General features: G+C 69.5%; 18 protein-coding genes. 13 read left to right on the top strand and 5 right to left on the bottom strand.

Going from position 1 to position 18,523, the window contains the following annotated elements; all coding sequences use genetic code 11:
* Positions 1 to 47 precede the first annotated feature (47 nt).
* Positions 48 to 722, bottom strand: coding sequence for a S1 family peptidase (locus FHR38_RS12220; protein WP_184534779.1), 675 nt, complete (start codon positions 720 to 722; stop codon positions 48 to 50).
* Positions 723 to 1,248: 526 nt separating this feature from the next.
* Between FHR38_RS12220 and purS the strand changes: the two genes are divergently transcribed.
* Genes purS through FHR38_RS12200 form a run of 4 tightly spaced genes read left to right on the top strand, consistent with a single transcriptional unit; the run spans position 1,249 to position 5,588 of the window.
* Positions 1,249 to 1,512, top strand: coding sequence for a phosphoribosylformylglycinamidine synthase subunit PurS (gene purS / locus FHR38_RS12215; protein WP_184534778.1), 264 nt, complete (start codon positions 1,249 to 1,251; stop codon positions 1,510 to 1,512).
* The gene (gene purQ / locus FHR38_RS12210; protein WP_184534777.1) at positions 1,509 to 2,192 is read left to right on the top strand and encodes a phosphoribosylformylglycinamidine synthase subunit PurQ; all 684 of its coding nucleotides are present in this window, start codon (positions 1,509 to 1,511) and stop codon (positions 2,190 to 2,192) included. The genes purS and purQ overlap by 4 nt, the downstream gene beginning before the upstream one ends.
* Before the next feature lie 47 nt (positions 2,193 to 2,239).
* Complete coding sequence (gene purL / locus FHR38_RS12205) at positions 2,240 to 4,810, top strand: phosphoribosylformylglycinamidine synthase subunit PurL (RefSeq protein WP_184539573.1); 2,571 nt, start codon at positions 2,240 to 2,242, stop codon at positions 4,808 to 4,810.
* Positions 4,811 to 4,814: 4 nt separating this feature from the next.
* A complete protein-coding gene (locus FHR38_RS12200; RefSeq protein WP_184534776.1) occupies positions 4,815 to 5,588 on the top strand; it encodes a 2-phosphosulfolactate phosphatase in 774 nt (257 codons plus the stop codon).
* Between the two features lie 174 nt (positions 5,589 to 5,762).
* Here FHR38_RS12200 and FHR38_RS12195 read toward each other — a convergent pair whose 3' ends face one another.
* Positions 5,763 to 7,727, bottom strand: a complete 1,965-nt coding sequence (locus tag FHR38_RS12195; protein ID WP_184534775.1) for a carboxypeptidase-like regulatory domain-containing protein — start codon at positions 7,725 to 7,727, stop codon at positions 5,763 to 5,765.
* Between the two features lie 155 nt (positions 7,728 to 7,882).
* Here FHR38_RS12195 and FHR38_RS12190 point away from each other — a divergent pair, with 155 nt between their 5' ends.
* From FHR38_RS12190 to amcA, 5 genes are all read left to right on the top strand, one after another.
* Positions 7,883 to 8,263: a sterol carrier family protein gene (locus FHR38_RS12190; RefSeq protein ID WP_184534774.1), complete on the top strand. Its 381-nt coding sequence runs from the start codon at positions 7,883 to 7,885 to the stop codon at positions 8,261 to 8,263.
* A 122-nt stretch (positions 8,264 to 8,385) separates the two neighbouring features.
* Positions 8,386 to 9,954: an amidophosphoribosyltransferase gene (gene purF / locus FHR38_RS12185; RefSeq protein WP_184534773.1), complete on the top strand. Its 1,569-nt coding sequence runs from the start codon at positions 8,386 to 8,388 to the stop codon at positions 9,952 to 9,954.
* A 140-nt stretch (positions 9,955 to 10,094) separates the two neighbouring features.
* Positions 10,095 to 11,264, top strand: a complete 1,170-nt coding sequence (gene purM, locus FHR38_RS12180) for a phosphoribosylformylglycinamidine cyclo-ligase (protein WP_184534772.1) — start codon at positions 10,095 to 10,097, stop codon at positions 11,262 to 11,264.
* 176 nt (positions 11,265 to 11,440) lie between these two features.
* Positions 11,441 to 12,544: a cyclophane-forming radical SAM peptide maturase AmcB gene (gene amcB / locus FHR38_RS12175; protein ID WP_312882542.1), complete on the top strand. Its 1,104-nt coding sequence runs from the start codon at positions 11,441 to 11,443 to the stop codon at positions 12,542 to 12,544.
* Complete coding sequence (gene amcA / locus FHR38_RS12170) at positions 12,513 to 12,746, top strand: multiple cyclophane-containing RiPP AmcA (protein ID WP_184534770.1); 234 nt, start codon at positions 12,513 to 12,515, stop codon at positions 12,744 to 12,746. Before amcB ends, amcA begins: the two co-directional genes overlap by 32 nt.
* A 226-nt stretch (positions 12,747 to 12,972) precedes the next feature.
* On the opposite strand, the gene FHR38_RS12165 is transcribed toward amcA, so the two are convergent.
* Both FHR38_RS12165 and FHR38_RS12160 read right to left on the bottom strand, forming a co-directional pair.
* Positions 12,973 to 13,191 (bottom strand): DUF3073 domain-containing protein, encoded by a 219-nt coding sequence (locus FHR38_RS12165; protein WP_184534769.1) that lies wholly within the window; start codon positions 13,189 to 13,191, stop codon positions 12,973 to 12,975.
* 474 nt (positions 13,192 to 13,665) lie between these two features.
* Positions 13,666 to 14,751 carry a Glu/Leu/Phe/Val family dehydrogenase gene (locus FHR38_RS12160; protein ID WP_184534768.1) on the bottom strand — a complete coding sequence of 362 codons (1,086 nt, stop codon included), beginning with the start codon at positions 14,749 to 14,751 and terminating at the stop codon, positions 13,666 to 13,668.
* A gap of 260 nt (positions 14,752 to 15,011) precedes the next feature.
* On the opposite strand from FHR38_RS12160, the gene FHR38_RS12155 reads away from it, so the two are divergent.
* Together FHR38_RS12155 and FHR38_RS12150 are read left to right on the top strand one after the other, a co-directional pair.
* Positions 15,012 to 15,851 (top strand): DUF8083 family protein, encoded by an 840-nt coding sequence (locus tag FHR38_RS12155; RefSeq protein WP_184534767.1) that lies wholly within the window; start codon positions 15,012 to 15,014, stop codon positions 15,849 to 15,851.
* Between the two features lie 363 nt (positions 15,852 to 16,214).
* On the top strand, positions 16,215 to 16,424 hold the full coding sequence (locus tag FHR38_RS12150) for a BldC family transcriptional regulator (RefSeq protein ID WP_007073996.1): 210 nt from the start codon (positions 16,215 to 16,217) through the stop codon (positions 16,422 to 16,424).
* Positions 16,425 to 16,505: 81 nt separating this feature from the next.
* Here the strand turns inward: FHR38_RS12150 and FHR38_RS12145 are convergent, their stop codons facing one another.
* Positions 16,506 to 16,760 (bottom strand): hypothetical protein, encoded by a 255-nt coding sequence (locus FHR38_RS12145; protein WP_184534766.1) that lies wholly within the window; start codon positions 16,758 to 16,760, stop codon positions 16,506 to 16,508.
* 145 nt (positions 16,761 to 16,905) lie between these two features.
* Between FHR38_RS12145 and FHR38_RS12140 the strand changes: the two genes are divergently transcribed.
* Positions 16,906 to 17,763, top strand: coding sequence for a 3-hydroxyacyl-CoA dehydrogenase family protein (locus FHR38_RS12140; protein ID WP_184534765.1), 858 nt, complete (start codon positions 16,906 to 16,908; stop codon positions 17,761 to 17,763).
* Positions 17,739 to 18,497, top strand: a complete 759-nt coding sequence (locus FHR38_RS12135) for an enoyl-CoA hydratase/isomerase family protein (protein ID WP_184539571.1) — start codon at positions 17,739 to 17,741, stop codon at positions 18,495 to 18,497. Before FHR38_RS12140 ends, FHR38_RS12135 begins: the two co-directional genes overlap by 25 nt.
* Positions 18,498 to 18,523: the final 26 nt, after the last annotated feature.

Raw genomic sequence — 18,523 nt, 5'->3', positions numbered from 1 at the left:
ACGGCCCGACCGATCGGGCACGTCCGCGCCGCGGGACCACGAATGGGTTATACGCCGGACACCGAGGTGATCCAGGCCCGGTTGTACGCCACACTGCCGTAGTTCTGGATGCTCTGGCCGTCGGCGGTCGAAGCAACCCCAACCTGGGCACCGTTGTAGAACTGGGGCCCACCGGAGTCACCACGCCACGCGTTGCCGTTGATCCGGGTGCTGCGGATCGCCCGACCGCCGTACGCGTCGGTCACGTTGGTGCTCGTCACCTGGACGTTGGCGGTCTTGAGCTGGGACGACGCGGAGCAGCCGCTGTAGCAGGTCATGCCCCAGCCGTAGATCGAGTTGGTGGAGCCGACCGGCGGGTAGCTGCTGGACAGGGTCACGTACGAGGTGCTGACCGCGCTGCTCAGCTGGAGCAGCGCCAGGTCGTAGCGGGAGTACGAGGCGGAGACGGTCCGGGTGACCCCGCCGGAGGCGCGGTAGACGCTGCCGACCCGGACCGACATGGTGCCGCTGACGCAGTGTCGGGCGGTGAGCACCCACTGGGACGAGATGATCGTTCCGGAGCAGGTGAACGAGCCGTTGCTGAAGACGGCGGCGGCCCAGGGGGCGGACGAGACGGTGCCGCCACCGATGATCGGCTGTGGCGCGGCCGAGGCGACCGATGGGGCGGCGAGCACCGCGGCGAGGGCGGTGGCGAAGATCGCCGTGGCGAGGCGGAGACGCATGCGTGTGGCTCCTTCCGAGGGGGAGGCACCCGGGGTCCGGGTCGGGTGAGCCCCCGTAGGCGGCGAGGTTTCCGCCGTACGGGTTGGTGTCATGGAACGTTTGGTTTGGAGAACCAGCCGTTCCGACGCCACACGCTAGGACGTTCGACTGTCATCCACAAGAGTCAAATCGAAGTTTGACTATTAATTGGCAATCGACTGGGGCCGTGTATCCGATCAATCGGGTAGGTCCACCGGCTGACCCACGCCCCCAGGACGCGATCAGCGGTGCGAGCGGCGGCGCGAGCGGGTTCCGCGATGTGTGGTCGCCCCGAAAGATCCCCTCACCGGGGCGGCGAGTGCCGGCATTTCCGCGGCGATGCGTGACGATGCGCCCGGATCGATGCGGTAAGTGTCTTGGAGCGCCGACCACCGGACGCGCCCCGGGCTGACCGGTGCGTCACCTGCTCTACCTGCCAGGTAGGCTGGCTCTTGCTCGCCCCTCGATGGGCCGGATCCCAACTGCGTACACAGTCAGGAGTGCCCCGTGCCTCGCGTCGTCGTCGACGTCATGCTCAAGCCGGAGATTCTTGATCCCCAGGGCCAGGCTGTCGCAAACGCGCTGCCACGGCTCGGGGTCAGCGATGTGTCTTCCGTACGTATCGGCCGCCGGGTCGAGATCGAGTTCACCGGTGAGCCGGACCTCGATCGTGCCCGGGAAATAGCCGACAAGCTGCTCGCCAACCCGGTCATCGAGGACTTCACGCTCCGCGTGGTCGAGATGGACGACACCGAGGGCGCTCGGCCGTGACCGCCCGCATCGGTGTGGTGACCTTCCCCGGCTCGCTCGATGACGGGGATGCCGCCCGGGCGGTTCGGATCGCCGGAGCCGAGGCGGTACGTCTCTGGCACGGCGACGCCGACCTGCACGGTGTCGACGCCGTGGTGCTACCCGGTGGCTTCTCCTACGGCGACTACCTGCGCTGCGGGGCGATCGCCCGGTTCGCCCCGGTGATGGGGACGATCGTGACTGCGGCTCGGGGCGGATTGCCGGTGCTCGGCATCTGCAACGGCTTCCAGATCCTGTGCGAGTCGCACCTGCTCCCGGGCGCGCTGACCCGCAACGAGCATCTGCACTTCCGTAACCGGGACCAGCTGCTGCGCATCGAGTCGGCGGGTACGGCCTGGACCAACGTCTACCAGGCGGGCCAGGAGGTGCTCATCCCGGTCAAGAACGGCGAGGGCCGGTACGTCGCCGACCAGCGCACCCTGGACGAGCTGGAGGCGACCGGGCGGGTCGTGGCCCGCTACGTGGACGGTAACCCGAATGGCTCGCAGCGTGACATCGCGGCGATCACCAACGAGGCCGGCAACGTGGTCGGCATCATGCCGCATCCCGAGCACGCCGTGGAGGCGCTGACCGGCCCCTCGCTCGACGGCCTCGGCTTCTTCACCTCGATCCTCAAGCACCTGGCGGGGGCGCCGGCATGACCACTCAGTCCGACATCGGAGCGAACGAGGAGGGGGCGACGGTGGCCATGCCGGCCGACGGACTCGCCCCCACGCCACGGCACCCGGTTTCGGCCGATCCGCCGCTGGCCGCCGCGTCGTCCCGTGCCATCTCCGCCGACGACCTGGTCGACGGTCCCGACACGGTCGCCCAGGCGGTCGCCAGTCCCGACGAGTTGCAGCCCTATCCGGAGCTGGGGCTCCGCGACGACGAGTACGACCGCATCCGGCAGATCCTCGGCCGTCGCCCCACCCAGTCCGAGCTGGCCATGTACTCGATCATGTGGAGCGAGCACTGCTCCTACAAGTCGAGCAAGGTCCACCTGCGCCAGTTCGGTGAGAAGGCACCCCCCAGCGACCGACTCCTCGCCGGGATCGGGGAGAACGCCGGGGTCGTCCAGATCTCCGACCGGCTCGCGGTCACCTTCAAGGTCGAGTCGCACAACCACCCGAGCTTCGTCGAGCCGTACCAGGGTGCGGCGACCGGCGTCGGCGGCATCGTCCGGGACATCCTGGCGATGGGTGCCCGCCCGGTCGCGGTGATGGACCCGCTGCGCTTCGGCGCGGCCGACCACCCCGACACCGCTCGCGTGCTGCCGGGCGTGGTTGCCGGCGTCGGCGGCTACGGCAACTGCCTGGGCCTGCCCAACATCGGCGGCGAGGTCGTCTTCGACCCCTGCTACCAGGGAAACCCGCTGGTCAACGCGCTCTGCCTCGGTGTGCTGCCGGTCGACCGGCTACAGAACAAGGCCGCTGCCGGTCCCGGCAACGTGGTCGTGCTGATGGGCGCGAAGACCGGCCGGGACGGCATCGGGGGCGTCTCGGTGCTGGCCAGTGCCACCTTCGAGGAGGCCAGTGAGCAGCGCCGCCCGTCGGTGCAGGTCGGTGACCCGTTCACCGAGAAGCTGCTGATCGAGGCGTGTCTGGAGCTCTACGACGCCCAACTCGTCGTCGGTATCCAGGATCTCGGCGGTGCCGGGCTGACCTGCGCGCTGACCGAGACCGCCGCCGCTGCCGGCACCGGGATGCGGGTCTGGCTGGAGCGGGTGCCACTGCGCGAGCCGTCGATGGAGCCGCACGAGATCCTGGCGAGCGAGTCGCAGGAGCGGATGCTGCTCGTCGTCGAGCCGGAGAAGCTGGAAGCCGTACTCAAGACCGCCGAGAAGTGGGGCGTACTCGCCACCGCCATCGGTGAGGTCACCCCGGCCCAACCGGACGGCGAGCCCGGTCGGCTGCTGGTCACCTGGCGGGGCCACGTCGTGGTCGACGTGCCGCCGGGCTCGCTGGTGGACGACGGACCGGTCTACGCCCGGCCGATGCGAGAGCCGGCGGACCTGATCCTGCTCCAGGCGGACCGGGCCGAGACGTTGCCCCGACCGGCCACCCCGGAGGCGCTGCGCGAGACCGTGCTGCGCATGATCGCCTCGCCCAACCTGTGCGACAAGTCCTGGGTCACCGAGCAGTACGACCGCTATGTCCTCGGCAACACCGTGCTCGCTCAGCCCGAGGACGCGGGCGTGATCCGCGTCGACGAGGAGACCGGCCTCGGTGTCGCGCTCTCCGTGGACGGCAACGGCCGGTACGCCCGGCTCGACCCGTACAACGGCGCGAAGCTGGCGTTGGCCGAGTCGTACCGTAACGTCGCGGTCAGCGGTGCCCAGCCGATCGCCGTCACCAACTGTCTCAACTTCGGCTCGCCCGAGGACCCCGGCGTGATGTGGCAGTTCGCCGAGGCGGTACGCGGCCTCGCCGACGGGTGTGCGGAACTGGGCATCCCGGTCACCGGGGGCAACGTCAGCTTCTACAACCAGACCGGTGCGGCGGCGATCCACCCGACGCCGGTCGTCGGGGTGCTCGGTGTACTCGACGACGTCGCCCAGCGGGTGCCGATGGGCTTCGCTCGGTCGGCGGGTGCCGACCAGGATCTGATCTTCCTGCTCGGTGAGACCCACGTGGAACTCTCCGGCTCCGAGTGGGCCTGGGTGGCGCATGGTCACCTCGGCGGTGTTCCGCCCCGGGTGGACCTGGCCCGGGAACGGGTACTGGCCGAGACGATCGCGGAGGCGGCCCGGGTGGGGCACGTCCGTTCCGCGCACGACCTCTCCGACGGTGGCCTCGCCCAGGCGCTGGTCGAGTCGACCCTGCGATACGGCGTCGGGGCGCAGATCGCGCTGCCGGAGGAGTTCGCGGGTGGCTCGATGCCGTTCGTCTACCTCTACAGCGAGACCACCGGTCGGGCCCTGGTCACCGTGCCGCACGGCCAGGAGAAGGCGTTCACCGCGCTCTGCGCGGAGCGCGGACTGCCCTGGACCCTGATCGGCGTCACCGAACCGACCAGTGGTGCCCTGGAAGTACGCGGGCAGTTCCGGTTGACGCTGGACGAGCTGCGGACCGCTTTCACGTCGACCATGCCGAGCATCTTCGGCGGTACGGTGTCCGGCTCGGTGGCCGATCCCGAGGAGCTGACCTCGGCGACCGTGGCGTCCGGGCAGTTCAACCAGGCTGAGCAGGTCAACCCGGCTGAGCCAGGTGGCCAGGCGGAGCCGGTGGACGGACCGGCGGACCCGGCGGGCGGTGTGCCGACCTCCGCCGGCCACTGAGGCCTTGGCCAGGGCATCCGCCCGGGCCGAGGCCGCTCACACCCAGCCGGGTACGGGCGCACGCTTCGACTGGGGCCTTACCGGGGCTGCCGAGTTGGGGCGGGTCTGCGCCGCGCTGGTGGTCGTCGACGTGCTTTCCTTCACCACCTCGGTGCAGGTGGCGGTGGGCCGGGGAATGCGAGTACATCCCTTCCCCTGGGGTGCCCAGGCGACCGAATACGCGTTGCGGGTGGGAGGGGTCGCCGCAGTCGGACGGACTGCGGTCACCCCGGACCATCCATGGTCCCTGTCGCCAGCGGCGTTGACTACCGCCCCGGTCGTGACGGACCTGGTGTTGCCCTCCCCGAACGGCTCGGCGATCTGCGCGGCAGCCGCCGCGACCGGCCGGCTGGTGCTCGCCGGCTCCGTCCGTAACGCCACCGCCGTCGGACGATGGCTGCGCAGCCGGGGGTACGGGACGACAGACGCCCCGATCGGAGTGATCGCCGCCGGGGAACGCTGGCCGGACGGCACACTGCGGCCCTGTGTGGAGGATCAGCTCGGGGCGGCGGCGATCCTCGACGTGCTCGCCACCGTACCGGCCGGACTGTCGGTGGAAGCCGCGATGGCGCTGGCGACGCTGGCCAGCGTCACCGACCTGCCAGCCGCCATCCGAGGTTGTGTCTCCGGCCGGGAACTGGCCGAACGAGGCTTCGCCGAGGATGTGGAGATCGCGGTCCAGCGGGACGTCTCCCCGGTGGTGCCGGTGTTGCACCACGGTGTCTTCGTTGCCGGCTGACCTGACCGCCCGAGACCCGGCGAAGACAGCGTGGAAGGCACGGGCCGTTCGGAAAGTACTGGTCAGCCCGAGAAGCACTGTGGCGGACCGACGCCCTCGGCGAAGAGGGCTCGATCCGCCACCTGCGTACGCTCGCCAGCCGCCGGGTCCGGTTTGGACCGCCGGTTGGCCCCGTCAGTCGTCCAACCAGTCCAATGATCGCCGGCTGGATCGGTTCTGCTGCGGAGGCCCGTCCACCCGGGTACGGTCCTCCGGTGCCGTGCCACCGTAGCCACCCTGGTCGTAGCCGCGGGTGTCGTATCCGTCCCCGCGCTGATCGGGGACCTGGCCGTAGCCGCCCCGATCCTCGTAGCCGCCCCGGTTGCCGTAGCCGCCGCGATCGTCGTAGCCACCACGTTCGTCGTAACCACGACCGGTCGTGGGCTGGTCGCCGCCGTAGCCGGTCGACCCGGACTCGTAGCTGTCGCGCTGACCGTAGCCACCACCGGCGCTGGGCGCGTCGTAGCCGCCAGACTGGCCGTACTGCCCGTAGCCCTGGGTCGGCTCGGGTTCGCCGCCACCCTCCCGGCCGTAGCTCCGGGTTGGCTCGGGGCCGCCGGACTGGCCATAGGAGCCGGTGGCGTAGGGATCGGCCGCTGGGCCGTAGTCGTCGTTGCCCGGCTCGTAGCGTCCGGTTGGTTCGTCGTAGCGCTGACCGTAGCCACCCGACTGACCGTAGCCGCCGGACGAACCACCGTATTCGCGGTCGCGGCTGTCGTAGCCGCTTCCGGAGGAGGGGGTGCTGCCGTAGCCGCTGCCCGAGGAAGGCGCGTTGCCGTAGCCGCTTCCGGAGGAGGGGGCGTTGCCGTAGCCGCTACCCGAGGAAGGCGTGTTGCTGCCGTAGGTGCCCGCCGCCGCCCCGGCGGCGCCATAGCCGACCTGGGTCGGGGCGTTGCTGCCGTAATCGTCGTTCGCCCAGCCCTGCTGACCGCCGTAGCTCGGCGACTGCGGGTTCTGGCTCGGCAGTGGTGCGCCGTACGGGTCGGGGAATTCGTCGTCGACCAACGGACGGTTGTGCATCATGGTCGGTGCGTCAGCGAGTGACGCTCCGGCGACCATGGTCGGATCGGCCCCGGCCCGGGTGGTGATCCGGGTTTCGTCGAGGTCGTCCCGGTAGGCGGCTCCCCGCCGCCCAGACGGCGGATCGGATGGGCCGTCGTCCTCGTCGTCCTCGGAGTTGTTCTCCTTGCGACGCATCAACAGCAGGACGATGGCACCCACCCCGAGCGCGACGAGCAGACCGCCGAGGATGATCAGCAGCCACGACATCCCGCTGCCGCTGGACTCGTCGCTGGTGGGTTCCTGGGCGGCGGCGGGCGGGGTCTCGGTCGCTTCAGCCGTCTCTTCCGGAGTCTCGTCGGGGCCCACGGTGGGCGGAGCGCTGGCGGTCGCGGTGGGCGTCGCACCGGCGATCTCCAACCGGAGTGACTGGCCGGTGAGCCGTTGCCCGGCCGTACCGGAGAGGCTCCTCGTGGTGGTGATGCCGTCCTTGGCAGCGCCGAGGGTGAGCCCGCCGGGAGCGATCGGGCGCTGCTTGGTGCCGGTGAACGAGAACCGACCGCTGCTGCTCGAAGTGGTCGAGAACCGGCCGCCCTTCGAGTCGGTGAGGACGACGTCCGCACCGGCAATCGCGTTGCCGCTGCTCCCGCTGACCCGCCCGGAGACCTCCGTAACCGTCTCCACCTCCGGCTCGGCGGCGGTGACGGTGACTGACAGCGGCTTCGTGCTGTCACCGGATCGAGCTACCAGTTGCACCGTGGCGGAGGCACCGTTGGCTGCCGGGGCGTTGTTGGCGGCCTTGAGCGTCAATGCGTGGGACTTGCTGCCCGTGATGTTGAGTGAGACCTCACCGCAACCGGAGCTACAGCTGACGCCTGGGGGGAGGCCGGTGACGTTGACCGTCACGTCCTCGTTCGGTGAGCCGCTACTGATGTTGACCATCACGGTGGCGTCCCCGCCGGCGCGCACCTTGACCGAACCCGGGGACACACTGATCTCCGCAGCCGATGCGGGTGTGGCGGGGAGGGCTAGAAGGGCGCTCGCTGCCAGCGCCAAGACCACACCGGCCCGCTTCGTCCAGGCTTTTCGGTGTGTTGTCACGTCCACCGCCTTCCGGGCTGGCCTTCCGGCTACGCTGTGCGGCCGGCAGGCGTCACCGTACGAGTACACCGTCGGCAACTATGCCTTGTCCGACCGGATCGGCGCGACCCAGGGGCAGCGTGGAATGCCCCACCTGTCAGTTGTAACGTCCCGTTGTGTCCTATCCGCACAAAAACTTCTCGGCGGTACCACTGGCGACGGCGGCCCTAGACGCTGGTCGTACGCCGGAGCGTGAGGTCCTGCGTGCGGCCGTACGGGAGTTGCTCACGGAATTGGCCCGACGTGTTCCGGGCCGTTCGGTGGAGGTGCGGGTCCCACCTTACGGTGCAGTTCAGTGCATGACCGGTCCTCGGCACACCAGAGGGACGCCGTCGAACGTCGTCGAACTGGACCCGACTACCTGGATCATGCTCGCGACCGGCCGATTGGAATGGTCGGCGGCGGTGGAAGAGGGCCGGATCCGGGTCAGCGGGACGCGAGCGGATCTCTCCGCGTACCTGCCAATCCGGACCGTAACCGAAGAACCATCGACTTAACGTTATGTAACTGCTAAGTGGCGCTCAGTGTTGCGGGTGTGCTCGCGTACACTGTTGAAGCGATGGCGACCCCCGATACGGTGCGGATTGCAGCCCAAATGACCAGCATGAGGGAGCGGCAGGTGCCTCGAGGCGACGGCCGGTTGAGTCACGAACTAGACCCGCAACGGCCCGGCCCGCAAGACGCGTGCGGTGTGTTCGGAGTCTGGGCGCCCGGCGAAGAAGTGGCGAATCTCACCTATTTCGGTCTCTACGCTCTGCAACATCGGGGGCAGGAGGCCGCCGGTATCGCGGTGAGTGACGGCTCCAGCGTGGTGGTCTACAAGGATCTTGGTCTCGTCGCCCAGGTCTTCGACGAGCCCACCCTGGCGAGTCTGCGTGGCCACCTGGCGATCGGGCACACCCGCTACTCCACCACCGGCGGCTCCACCTGGGAGAACGCGCAGCCGACGATCCGGGCCACGACGACCGGTACGACGATTGCCCTCGCCCACAACGGCAACCTCGTCAACAGTGCCGACCTTTCCCGTGAGATCGCCGAACGCGGGCTGGAGGCGGACGTCTCCACCTCCGACACCTCGCTGGTGACGACGCTGCTGGCCAGCCGGCCGGACCTCTCCGTGGAGGCCGCCGCGCTGGAGTTGCTGCCGACACTGCGCGGTGCCTTCAGCTTCGTCTTCATGGACGAGACGACCCTCTACGCCGCCCGGGACCCGTACGGCGTACGCCCGCTGGTGCTGGGCCGGCTGGAGCGGGGCTGGGTGGTGGCGAGCGAGACCGCCGCTCTCGACATCGTCGGGGCCAGCGTGGTTCGTGAGGTGGAGCCCGGCGAGCTGCTCGCGATCGACGAGGACGGCCTGCGCTCGGCCCGGTTCGCCGCGCCGGAGCCCAAGGGCTGCCTCTTCGAGTACGTGTACGTCGCCCGACCCGACGCGACCATCGCCGGCCGCAACGTGTACGCGGCCCGGGTGCAGATCGGGCGGCAGCTCGCCAAGGAGCACCCGGTCGAGGCGGACCTGGTGATCCCGGTGCCCGAGTCCGGCACTCCCGCCGCGATCGGCTACGCCGAGGAGTCCGGTATCCCCTACGGTGCCGGCCTGATGAAGAACCCCTACGTCGGGCGGACCTTCATCCAGCCGTCGCAGACCCTGCGCCAGCTCGGCATCCGTCTGAAGCTCAACCCGCTACGGCAGAACGTCCGCGGCAAGCGGATCGTCGTGGTCGACGACTCGATCGTGCGCGGCAACACCCAGCGGGCGATCGTCCGGATGCTCCGCGAAGCCGGTGCACTGGAAGTGCACGTACGCATCTCCTCGCCACCGGTCAGCTGGCCGTGCTTCTACGGGATCGACTTCGCCACCCGGGCGGAGCTGCTGGCCAGTGGGTTGGACAATGACGGGATCCGTCGGTCGATCGGGGCCGACACGCTGGGATACGTCTCTCTCACGGGACTGGTGGGGGCGACCGAGCAGCCGAAGACGCGGCTCTGTCGGGCGTGTTTCGACGGGGAGTACCCGATCGACCTGCCGACGGGGAACCTGATCGGCAAGCACGTACTCGAAGGGGTGGGCCGTCGGGTCCAGGGAGCCTCGGCGGCCGACGACCACGCTCCGGAGACCGGGGTCGAGGCGCCCGAGGCCCAGTCCCTCGTCGCCACCGCAGGCGGCGTCGATGCCACACATCGCCCATAACGTCCAGTTGGTGCGGTCCAGCCCCGTGGGCCACGGACCGCTCCCCGCCCGGTTGGTTGGTCGGGGATCGCAACAAACCGTCGAGCGACTTTCGATCGCCACCCCACGCGGCAACCGCGTGAGACACAAAGGGGAGAACCGTGACGCACGTGACTGAGCGAAGTGGCGCAGGAAGCGGGCCCGTCGGCGGCCCCAGCTCCACCGAGGGAGCCGGCCACCAGCCGTGGACGGCCGGTGCCGGTCGTTCCGGCCGGAAGCGCAGCGTGTCGTACGCGGACGCGGGCGTCTCGATCCACGCCGGGGACCGGGCGGTCGAACTGCTCAAGTCGAAGGTGCGGCAGACGCGTCGCCCCGAGGTGCTGGGCGACCTGGGGGGCTTCGCCGGCCTGTTCCGCCTGGACACCAAGAAGTACCGCAGCCCGGTCCTGGCCTCGTCCACGGACGGCGTGGGCACCAAGCTGGTGATCGCCCAGCAGCTCGACATCCACGACACGGTCGGCATCGACCTGGTGGCGATGGTCGTCGACGACCTGGTCGCCTGCGGCGCGGAGCCGCTGTTCCTGCTCGACTACATCGCCACCGGTGAGGTCGTACCGGAGAAGGTCGCCGAGATCGGTGCGGGCATCGCTGACGGCTGCCGGTACGCCGGCTGCGCACTGCTCGGAGGCGAGACCGCCGAGCACCCCGGGGTACTGCGACCCGACGAGTACGACATCTCCGCCACCGGTGTCGGCGTGGTGGAGGAGGACGAGATCCTCAGCCCGGAGCGGGTGGAGGTCGGTGACGTGGTCATCGCGATGCGCTCCTCCGGTCTGCACTCCAACGGCTACTCCCTCGTCCGGCACGTGCTGTTGGGGGCCGGACGGATGCGGCTGGAGACGGTCGTCGAGGAGTTCGGCCGGCAGCGCACCCTCGGCGAGGAGCTGCTCACGCCGACCAGGATCTACGCCCAGGACTGCCTGAAGCTGATCGCCGAGACCGAGACGCGGGCCCTGTCCCACATTACCGGCGGGGGCATCCCCGGCAACCTGGTCCGGGTACTGCCCGAGAATGTCGACGCGGTGGTCGACCGGGCCAGTTGGAAGCCGCAGCCGATCTTCGACCTGATCCAGGCCAAGGGCCGGATCGAGGACCCGGAGATGGAGTCGACGTTCAACATGGGGGTGGGCATGTTCGCGATCGTGTCCGCGGAGGACGCCGACCGGGCGTTGGCGACCCTCACCGGCCGTGGCGTCGACGCGTGGCAGGCTGGCGAGATCATCGAGGGCACCGGACAGGTCCAGATGATCGGCCAGCACACCCGGGGCTGAACGGCCGTACGATGATTGTCCGCTTACTTGATCGGGCCTTCACCCGAGTGGCTGTCGCGGCCTAGCCTGAGGACGACTACCAGCACCGGCGGGGCGGAAGACGTGTCGCCGGGGCGGTAGCACCCTCAGGTACGGGGAGGAGGCCGATGGCTGTCCCACGGCAAGGGTTCTCCGGGATGCGGGGCATCGCCACGATGCCCAGTTACGTGGTGATGCAGCCGACGACCTTGTGTAACCTCGACTGCGCGTACTGCTATCTGCCATTTCGGTCCCGGGACCGCCGGATGCCCGTCTCCGTCGCCACGGCAGTGGCTGGTCAGGTCGACGGCTGGGCTCACGCGGGCCGCTTCTCGGTGGTGTGGCATGGCGGCGAGCCGCTCGCCGCCGGTCGTGACCACCTGGCCGCCTTGCTGGCCCCCTTCGATCCCAGTGTCGAGCACCATGTGCAGACCAACGCGACGCTGATCGATGATGCCTGGTGCGAGTTCTTCGCCACCCATCGCGTACGGGTGAGCGTCAGCGTGGACGGGCCTCGGGGACGCAACGCCGATCGGGTCACCCGGGGTGGGCGGCCGGCGTACGAGCGGATCATGGCCGGGGTCGAGGCGCTTCGCCGCAACGGGATCGCGTTTTCCGCCCTGTGCGTGGTCACCCGGCCCGAGCCAGGGCTGGCGACGGAACTCTACGACTACTTCCTCGACCTCGGCTGCGACGTCCTGGGCATCAACATCGAGGAGCTGGAGGGAGTCAACACCCGGGACAACCGCCATCCCGCCCGCGCGGTGACCTCGTTCTGGGCAGAGCTGGTCGCCGCCTGGCGGCGGACACCGCGCATTCACCTTCGAGAGATCGAGTGGTCCCTTCGGTACGCCGCAGCGGTGTTGGACGACACCGCGGACGGGGTCCTACCCCGTCAACTCGACCCCATTCCGACGATCGGTCACGACGGCTCCGTGGTGCTGCTCTCTCCGGAGTTGGCCGGTTTCTCCAATCCGCGGTACGGGGACTTCACCAGTGGCAATGTGCTGGAGACCCCACTGGTGGAGATTCTGGCCAAGGCCGCCGCCACGCCCTGGGTGGCGGAGTTCCTCACCGGGATCGAGGCGTGCCGGGCGCGGTGCCCGTACTTCGGGTTCTGCGGGGGTGGCCACGCCGCCAATCGCTACTTCGAACACGGGAGCTTCGACGGTACGGAGACCAACCACTGCCGTAACAGCAAGATCCGCCTATTGGAGGGAGTGCTGGAACATGCCCGAGACCAGGAAGCAGCAACGGCCTGACCAGGTCGAGGAGTACGGCCCGGACACGATCGCCGAACGGTTGCGGGGTGCCCGCCCTGGCCTGACCTCGCTGCTGGGCGAGGCCGAGAAGGCACGCCGTCAGCGGGCAGAGGCGACGGCGGCTGCCGACGGCGCGGTGTGCGCCTGGAACCACTTCGAGAACATTCCGACGTTCTACAACTGGAACAACCGCCCACGCTGATCTGGTGAAGGTGCGGTCGTGGCCGTCTCGGCCGGTTCCGGGTCGCAGGAATACCGAGAGGCGGATCGGACCAGCGTGTCGATGTCGGTGGTTTCGATCAAAGACCTGTCGCAGGACGGATCAGACGATCCGCTGCGACAGGTCTTTGATCGACGGTGTCACATCGACGTGCCGCCCGCACAGTTCTGCGCACGCGGAAGATCCGCGTGCGCAATTGCGAGCGGTGTCAGCGGGTTGGCGGCGCCCAGTTGCCCGGGCGGTCGTCCGCGTCGTGGTCCTCGTCATCGTCGTCGACATACTCTTTGTAGTCGTCGTCGAAGTCGCGGTCCGACTTGCCGCTGCCGCCGAGTTCTCGCTGCAAGGCGGCGAGGTCGGTGTTCGGGGAGTGGTATTTCAACTCCCGGGCCACCTTTGTCTGCTTGGCCTTAGCACGGCCGCGCCCCATGGCTCGACCCCCTCGCACAGAATTCGGGGCAGCCCGAAGGCGGGCCCCGATGACGTCAGGCATCTCTCGTGGCTCTTACGGTACATGGGAGGACCCTGGTTCGGCACCTCGGGTTACCGCCGGCCTTGCCAGCGCGTCGCGCGCGACCCGGCCACGCCAAATTCTACCCGGTAAGGACCATGTGCCTAGCCTGGTCGTGACGGGCCGGAGCGACTCCTGTCGCCACCTGTTCGACCTACCCGGAGGGCCGATCCTCGCTGAGGTTACTTCCCAGTGATCCGGCGGCCAAACCAGCGATCTAGGGGCCAAATCGGCCAACCATCGCCAATCCGGTGGAACGGTCCCGGGGATGGGGACGGTGGGGCGGCCGGGACCGCTCAGGTCCTCGACCGCCCCGTACGGGGTGTCCGCTGGCGGCGACCCGGCGCAGGTCGCCGAGAATCAAGCCCAGCCGGATCGTCCGGAGCCGGCTGATCAGCCCAGGCGGATCGTCCGGAGCCGGCCGACCTCGGCCATCCGTAGTTCGGCAAGCCGGTCGGCGGCCACCGCCGGCGGCACACCCTCGGCGTCGGCCAGTCGCAGGATGCGCTGCGTGGTCTGGAAGATACCGGTCGCTCGGAGCTTGGCCCGTTCGAAGTTGAACCCCTCGATCTCGTCCGCGACCTGGATCACGCCGCCGGCGTTCACCACGTAGTCCGGCGCGTAGAGGATGCCCCGATCGGCCAGCATCTTCTCGATTCCCGGGTGGGCGAGTTGGTTGTTGGCCGCGCCCGCGACGATCCGGGCCCGGAGCACCGGGACCGTATCGTCGTTGAGTGCGCCGCCGAGCGCGCACGGGGCGTACACGTCGATGTCCGAGGTGATCAGGGCGTCGGTGTCCGGGACCAGGTCCACCTGAGGGTAGGTCTCCCGGACCCAGTCCAGGGCCTGTTCGTTGACGTCGGTGGCGACGACCGACGCGCCGTCCTCGATCAGGTGGCCGGTCAGGTACTTGCCGACCTTGCCCAGGCCGGCGACGCCGACCCGGCGGCCGGCCAGGCTGGGCGTACCCCAGGTGTGCTCGGCGGCGGCCCGCATGCCCTGGTACACACCCCAGGCGGTGAGGATGGAGGAGTCCCCCGCGCCGCCGTGCTGCACGCTGCGGCCGGTGACGTAGCGGGTCTCCCGGGCGATGTGGTCCATGTCGGCGACGTAGGTGCCGACGTCGCAGGCGGTGTAGTAGCGCCCGCCGAGCGATTCGACGAAGCGGCCGTACGCGCGCAGCAGGGGCTCGGCCTTGATCTGGTCCGGGTCGCCCCAGATGACCGCCTTGCCGCCGCCGAGGTCGAGGCCGGCGAGGGCGTTCTTGTACGCCATCCCGCGCGACAGGTCGAGTACGTCGTGCAGGGCCTCTTCCTCGGTCTCGTACGGGTAGAACCGGGTGCCGCCGAGGGCGGGACCCAGCGCCGTCGAGTAGATCGCGATGATCGCCTTGAGGCCGGTCTGCTTGTCCTGGCAGAAGACGACCTGCTCGTGTCCGGTCGCTTCCCGGTCGTCGGTGCTGTTGGCGAATACGCCCATTGCTGCTCCTGGTGGCGGGGGCACCCTTTTGGGATGCGGACCTGCGGTGGCCGGCGGGGTGACGCCGGTGATGGTGAGCCTAATATCGCTCGCCGCTGCTGACGTTCCTGCGCTCGACCGCCCCCGTCCCGCCTGCCGGACGGCGCGGTATGCGGGCACCGGACGGCGCGGGTAAGCGGGCACCGGACGGCGCGGGTACGCGGACATCGGACAGTGCGGGTACGCGGAAGCGAGCTTGCGTTTCGTGGGAGGATCGCGCCGTGCCGTCACTCTTCGCTTCGTACCTGCGGGTGTACGAGCCGCTGACCGCGTTCGACCGCGACCGGCAGATCTTCTGGCGCCGATACGTCCGGGAGGGGCGGGCGGTCGCGCCGTCGGAGGGGCCGGGCCGGCAGCGGACCACGGTGATCGAGGCGCTGGGCGCAGGCTGGACCCGACTGCCGGAACTGCCGGACGAGGCGTACGTCCTGGAAACCGACGACATGGTGCTGATCTGCCCGTGGAGTCTCCGAGTCCGGGTGGCGGAAGCGGCGCTGAACGCTCGCGACGGGGTGCCGGCGGTGCTGGCCGACGCCTTCGTGCCACCGGTGCTCGCCGGGCAGGCCAAGGCGGTGGTGGAGGACTGGCGCAGCGGGGCTCGGGTGCTCGAACACGGGGTGCCCCGGGTGCACGAGCAGATCGCGACCTGGGGCGTACCCCTGCGTTGGTTCGTCTTCGTCGACGCCGGGGAGCGGGAGTTGACCACCCGGCCGGAGCGGCGGGTGCTGCGCTACCGCACCGAGATTTCCAAGGCCCGGCGGCGTGCCTCGCGGGGACTGTCGGTGTTGCGGAAGACGGTGGGGAATGCCCCGATCACCGAGGCGGTCGAGGAGGCGGCTCGCTGGTTGGAGGAGTTCCATCCCCGATCGGTGGTGGAACTCGACTACGGCGGGTTGGTCGACCTGTTGCCGGACGAGTCACTGGCGGCGGATGACTCGCCGGGTCTGGTGGCGGCCGGGCTGGCGGGGTTGTCCCGAGGGGACGCGGAGGCGGCCACCGAGGCGTACGAGAAGCTCGTGGCGCGCTGGCGGGCGGTGCAGTTGTTGGAACGCTCCAACTGATCATGCTCCTGCCGGGTGAGTACCGGTCGGAGCGGCCGCCCCAGGCGTAGCTGAAGCTGCTGGTGGGAGGGCGTTGGGAGCGAGCCCAGGCGGGGCTGCGGCAGGGGCTTCGACCGAGTGGTGGAAACGTTTCCAAGGTGAAGTCTGCTCGTAGCTAGTGAGTCACGAAGCGTGAGTATGAGTCCGAATAAGCCGGTTTCTGCCATATAAAAGCCGTATAAATCGGTCATGGTTCATCCGTCCATCCAGGGACGTTCGGCCGTTCGGCCCATGTCGGACATCGGGGACTAGCCGGACCATGGGAGACGCGTCGGCCGGCGGGACCCCGGCCGATGTCTATAGGTACATGTGGAGGAGTGACCGATGGCATCGCGAACGCACGAACCAGAGCCGCTACTCACACCGGCCGAGGTCGCGTCGATGTTCCGTGTCGACCCGAAAACCGTGACCCGGTGGGCGAAGGCGGGCAAGCTCAGCGCAATCCGGACGTTGGGTGGCCATCGCCGCTACCGCGAGTCGGAGGTACGCGCTCTGCTGCAGGGGCAGATCCCCCAGCAGCGTCAGGGCGACTGACCAGTATTCGCACGTCCGGCCTGACCAGGGGCGGAGGAGGTACGCAAAAGTGCCCCCGCCGCCCCTGACTCGTATCTGGGCTTAGGCGGTCGGCGGATGGCCGCCGTCGCCGTCGACCACCTCGTCCGGGGTACCGTCCTCGTCCAGGTCGACCATGGTGATGTCCACTTTGCCGTCACCGTCGGTGTCGAACTGGAAGAGGTCGGCCTTACCGTCGTCATCGGTGTCGACCACCCACACGTCGGTCCGACCGTCGTTGTTGGCGTCCATCGCCAGCAACTCGACCCGGTCCTCGCCGCGCGTCTCGATGATCTCGGTCTCCGGTGAATCGCTCACGTAACTCTTCCCTTCCTCGGGCGAAGCTCGCTGGTAGGCCCGGTACCCGTCCACGGCGGCACGGGAAACCCCTCTCGTGGGGCCAACACAACACCGGGCGGACCCATGCAAGCAGCCAGCGGCAAGGCCACATATGGTCGCCCCCATGAGCGAGCGGTTTGTGGTCGTCGGAGCAGGCACGATGGGGCTCGGCATCGCCTACTCGGCAGCCGGCGCGGGCTACGCCGTGGACCTGGTCGAGGTCGACACCGGACGGGCCGACGCGGCGGTGGAGACCCTGGGGCGACTCTGGGACCGTGCCGTCGAACGCGGCAAGCTGACCGAAGCGGACGCGGCGGCGAGTCGGCAGCGGCTGTCCATCCGCCCGGACCTGGGCGAGGTCGCCGAAGGACCTGACGTGATCGTCGAAGCGGTGCCCGAACGGGCCGATCTCAAGCGGACGGTGCTCGCCGCCGCCGAGGCCCGACAACCGGCCCTGCTCGCCAGCAACACGTCCAGCCTGCCGATCGGCGGCCTGGCCGGTGGACTGGCCCACCCGCGGCGCTTCCTCGGCCTGCACTTCTTCAACCCGGTCTGGGCGATGCCGCTACTGGAGATCGTGGTCGGCCCGGACACCGCCGAGGAGACCACCGCAGCGGCGGTCGCGCTCGCCGCCCGGCTGGGCAAGGACCCCATCGTCGTACGGGACATGCCCGGCTTCGCCACCTCCCGCCTCGGCGTGACGCTCGGGCTGGAGGCGATCCGGATGGTCGCCGACGGGGTGGCCAGCCCGGCCGACATCGACAAGGCGATGGTGCTCGGCTACCGGCACCCGATCGGCCCGCTGGAACTCACCGACCTGGTGGGACTCGACGTACGGCTGGACATCGCCCGGGCGCTGCAGGAGGCGTACGGCGACCGGTTCGCCCCGCCGCCGCTGCTGGAGTCGATGGTCGCCGAAGGACGGTTGGGGAAGAAGTCGGGCCACGGCTTCTATCGCTGGGAAGGCGGGGTGAAGCAGTGAGTCTGCGGATCGAGGAGCTGCCCGACCGGCTGGTGGTGACCCTGGACCGGCCGGAGAAGCGCAACGCCGTTGACGCCGACCTGGTGGCCGCCCTGCACGAGGTGTGCGCCCGACTGGAGCAGGAACCCCGGCTGTTGTTGCTCACCGGAGGCACGGACGGGATCTTCGCGGCCGGTGCCGACATCGGGCAACTGCGGGAACGCGGTCGGCTCGACGCGCTCGCCGCGATCAACTCCGCGCTGTTCGGGCGGATCCGAGCGTTGCCGATGCCCACCGTGGCCGCGATCGACGGGCCGGCGCTCGGCGGTGGTGCCGAGCTGTCGTACGCCTGCGATCTGCGGGTGTGTACGGCGCGGGCGTTCTTCGGCCAGCCGGAGGTGCGGTTGGGCATCATCGCTGGAGCTGGCGCGACCCACCGGCTACCCGCACTGGTCGGTGAGGCGCGGGCCAAGGAACTGCTGTTCACCGGTCGGCGGGTCGACGCGGCCGAGGCGTTGCGGATCGGCCTGGTCAACCGGGTGGTCGACGAGCCGGGCGAACTGCTGGATGGGGCGCACCAGTTGCTGGACGAGATCGCGAAGGGCTCCGCACTGGCCCTGCGGTTGACCAAGCTGGCGGTGGACGCCCCGGTGGCGGCACATCCGCACCTCGACCTGGTCAGCCAGGCCGTTCTCTTCGAGGACGAGGAGAAGCGGCGGCGGATGACGGAGTTCCTGGACCGGAAGAAGACGTGACCCCTCCCGTTCGGCGCCGGCGTACG

This window comes from Micromonospora polyrhachis (assembly GCF_014203835.1).
Classification (GTDB): Bacteria; Actinomycetota; Actinomycetes; order Mycobacteriales; family Micromonosporaceae; genus Micromonospora_H; species Micromonospora_H polyrhachis.
Note: the sequence above shows the minus strand (reverse complement) of the source record. Positions and strands in the feature narration are given on the sequence as shown.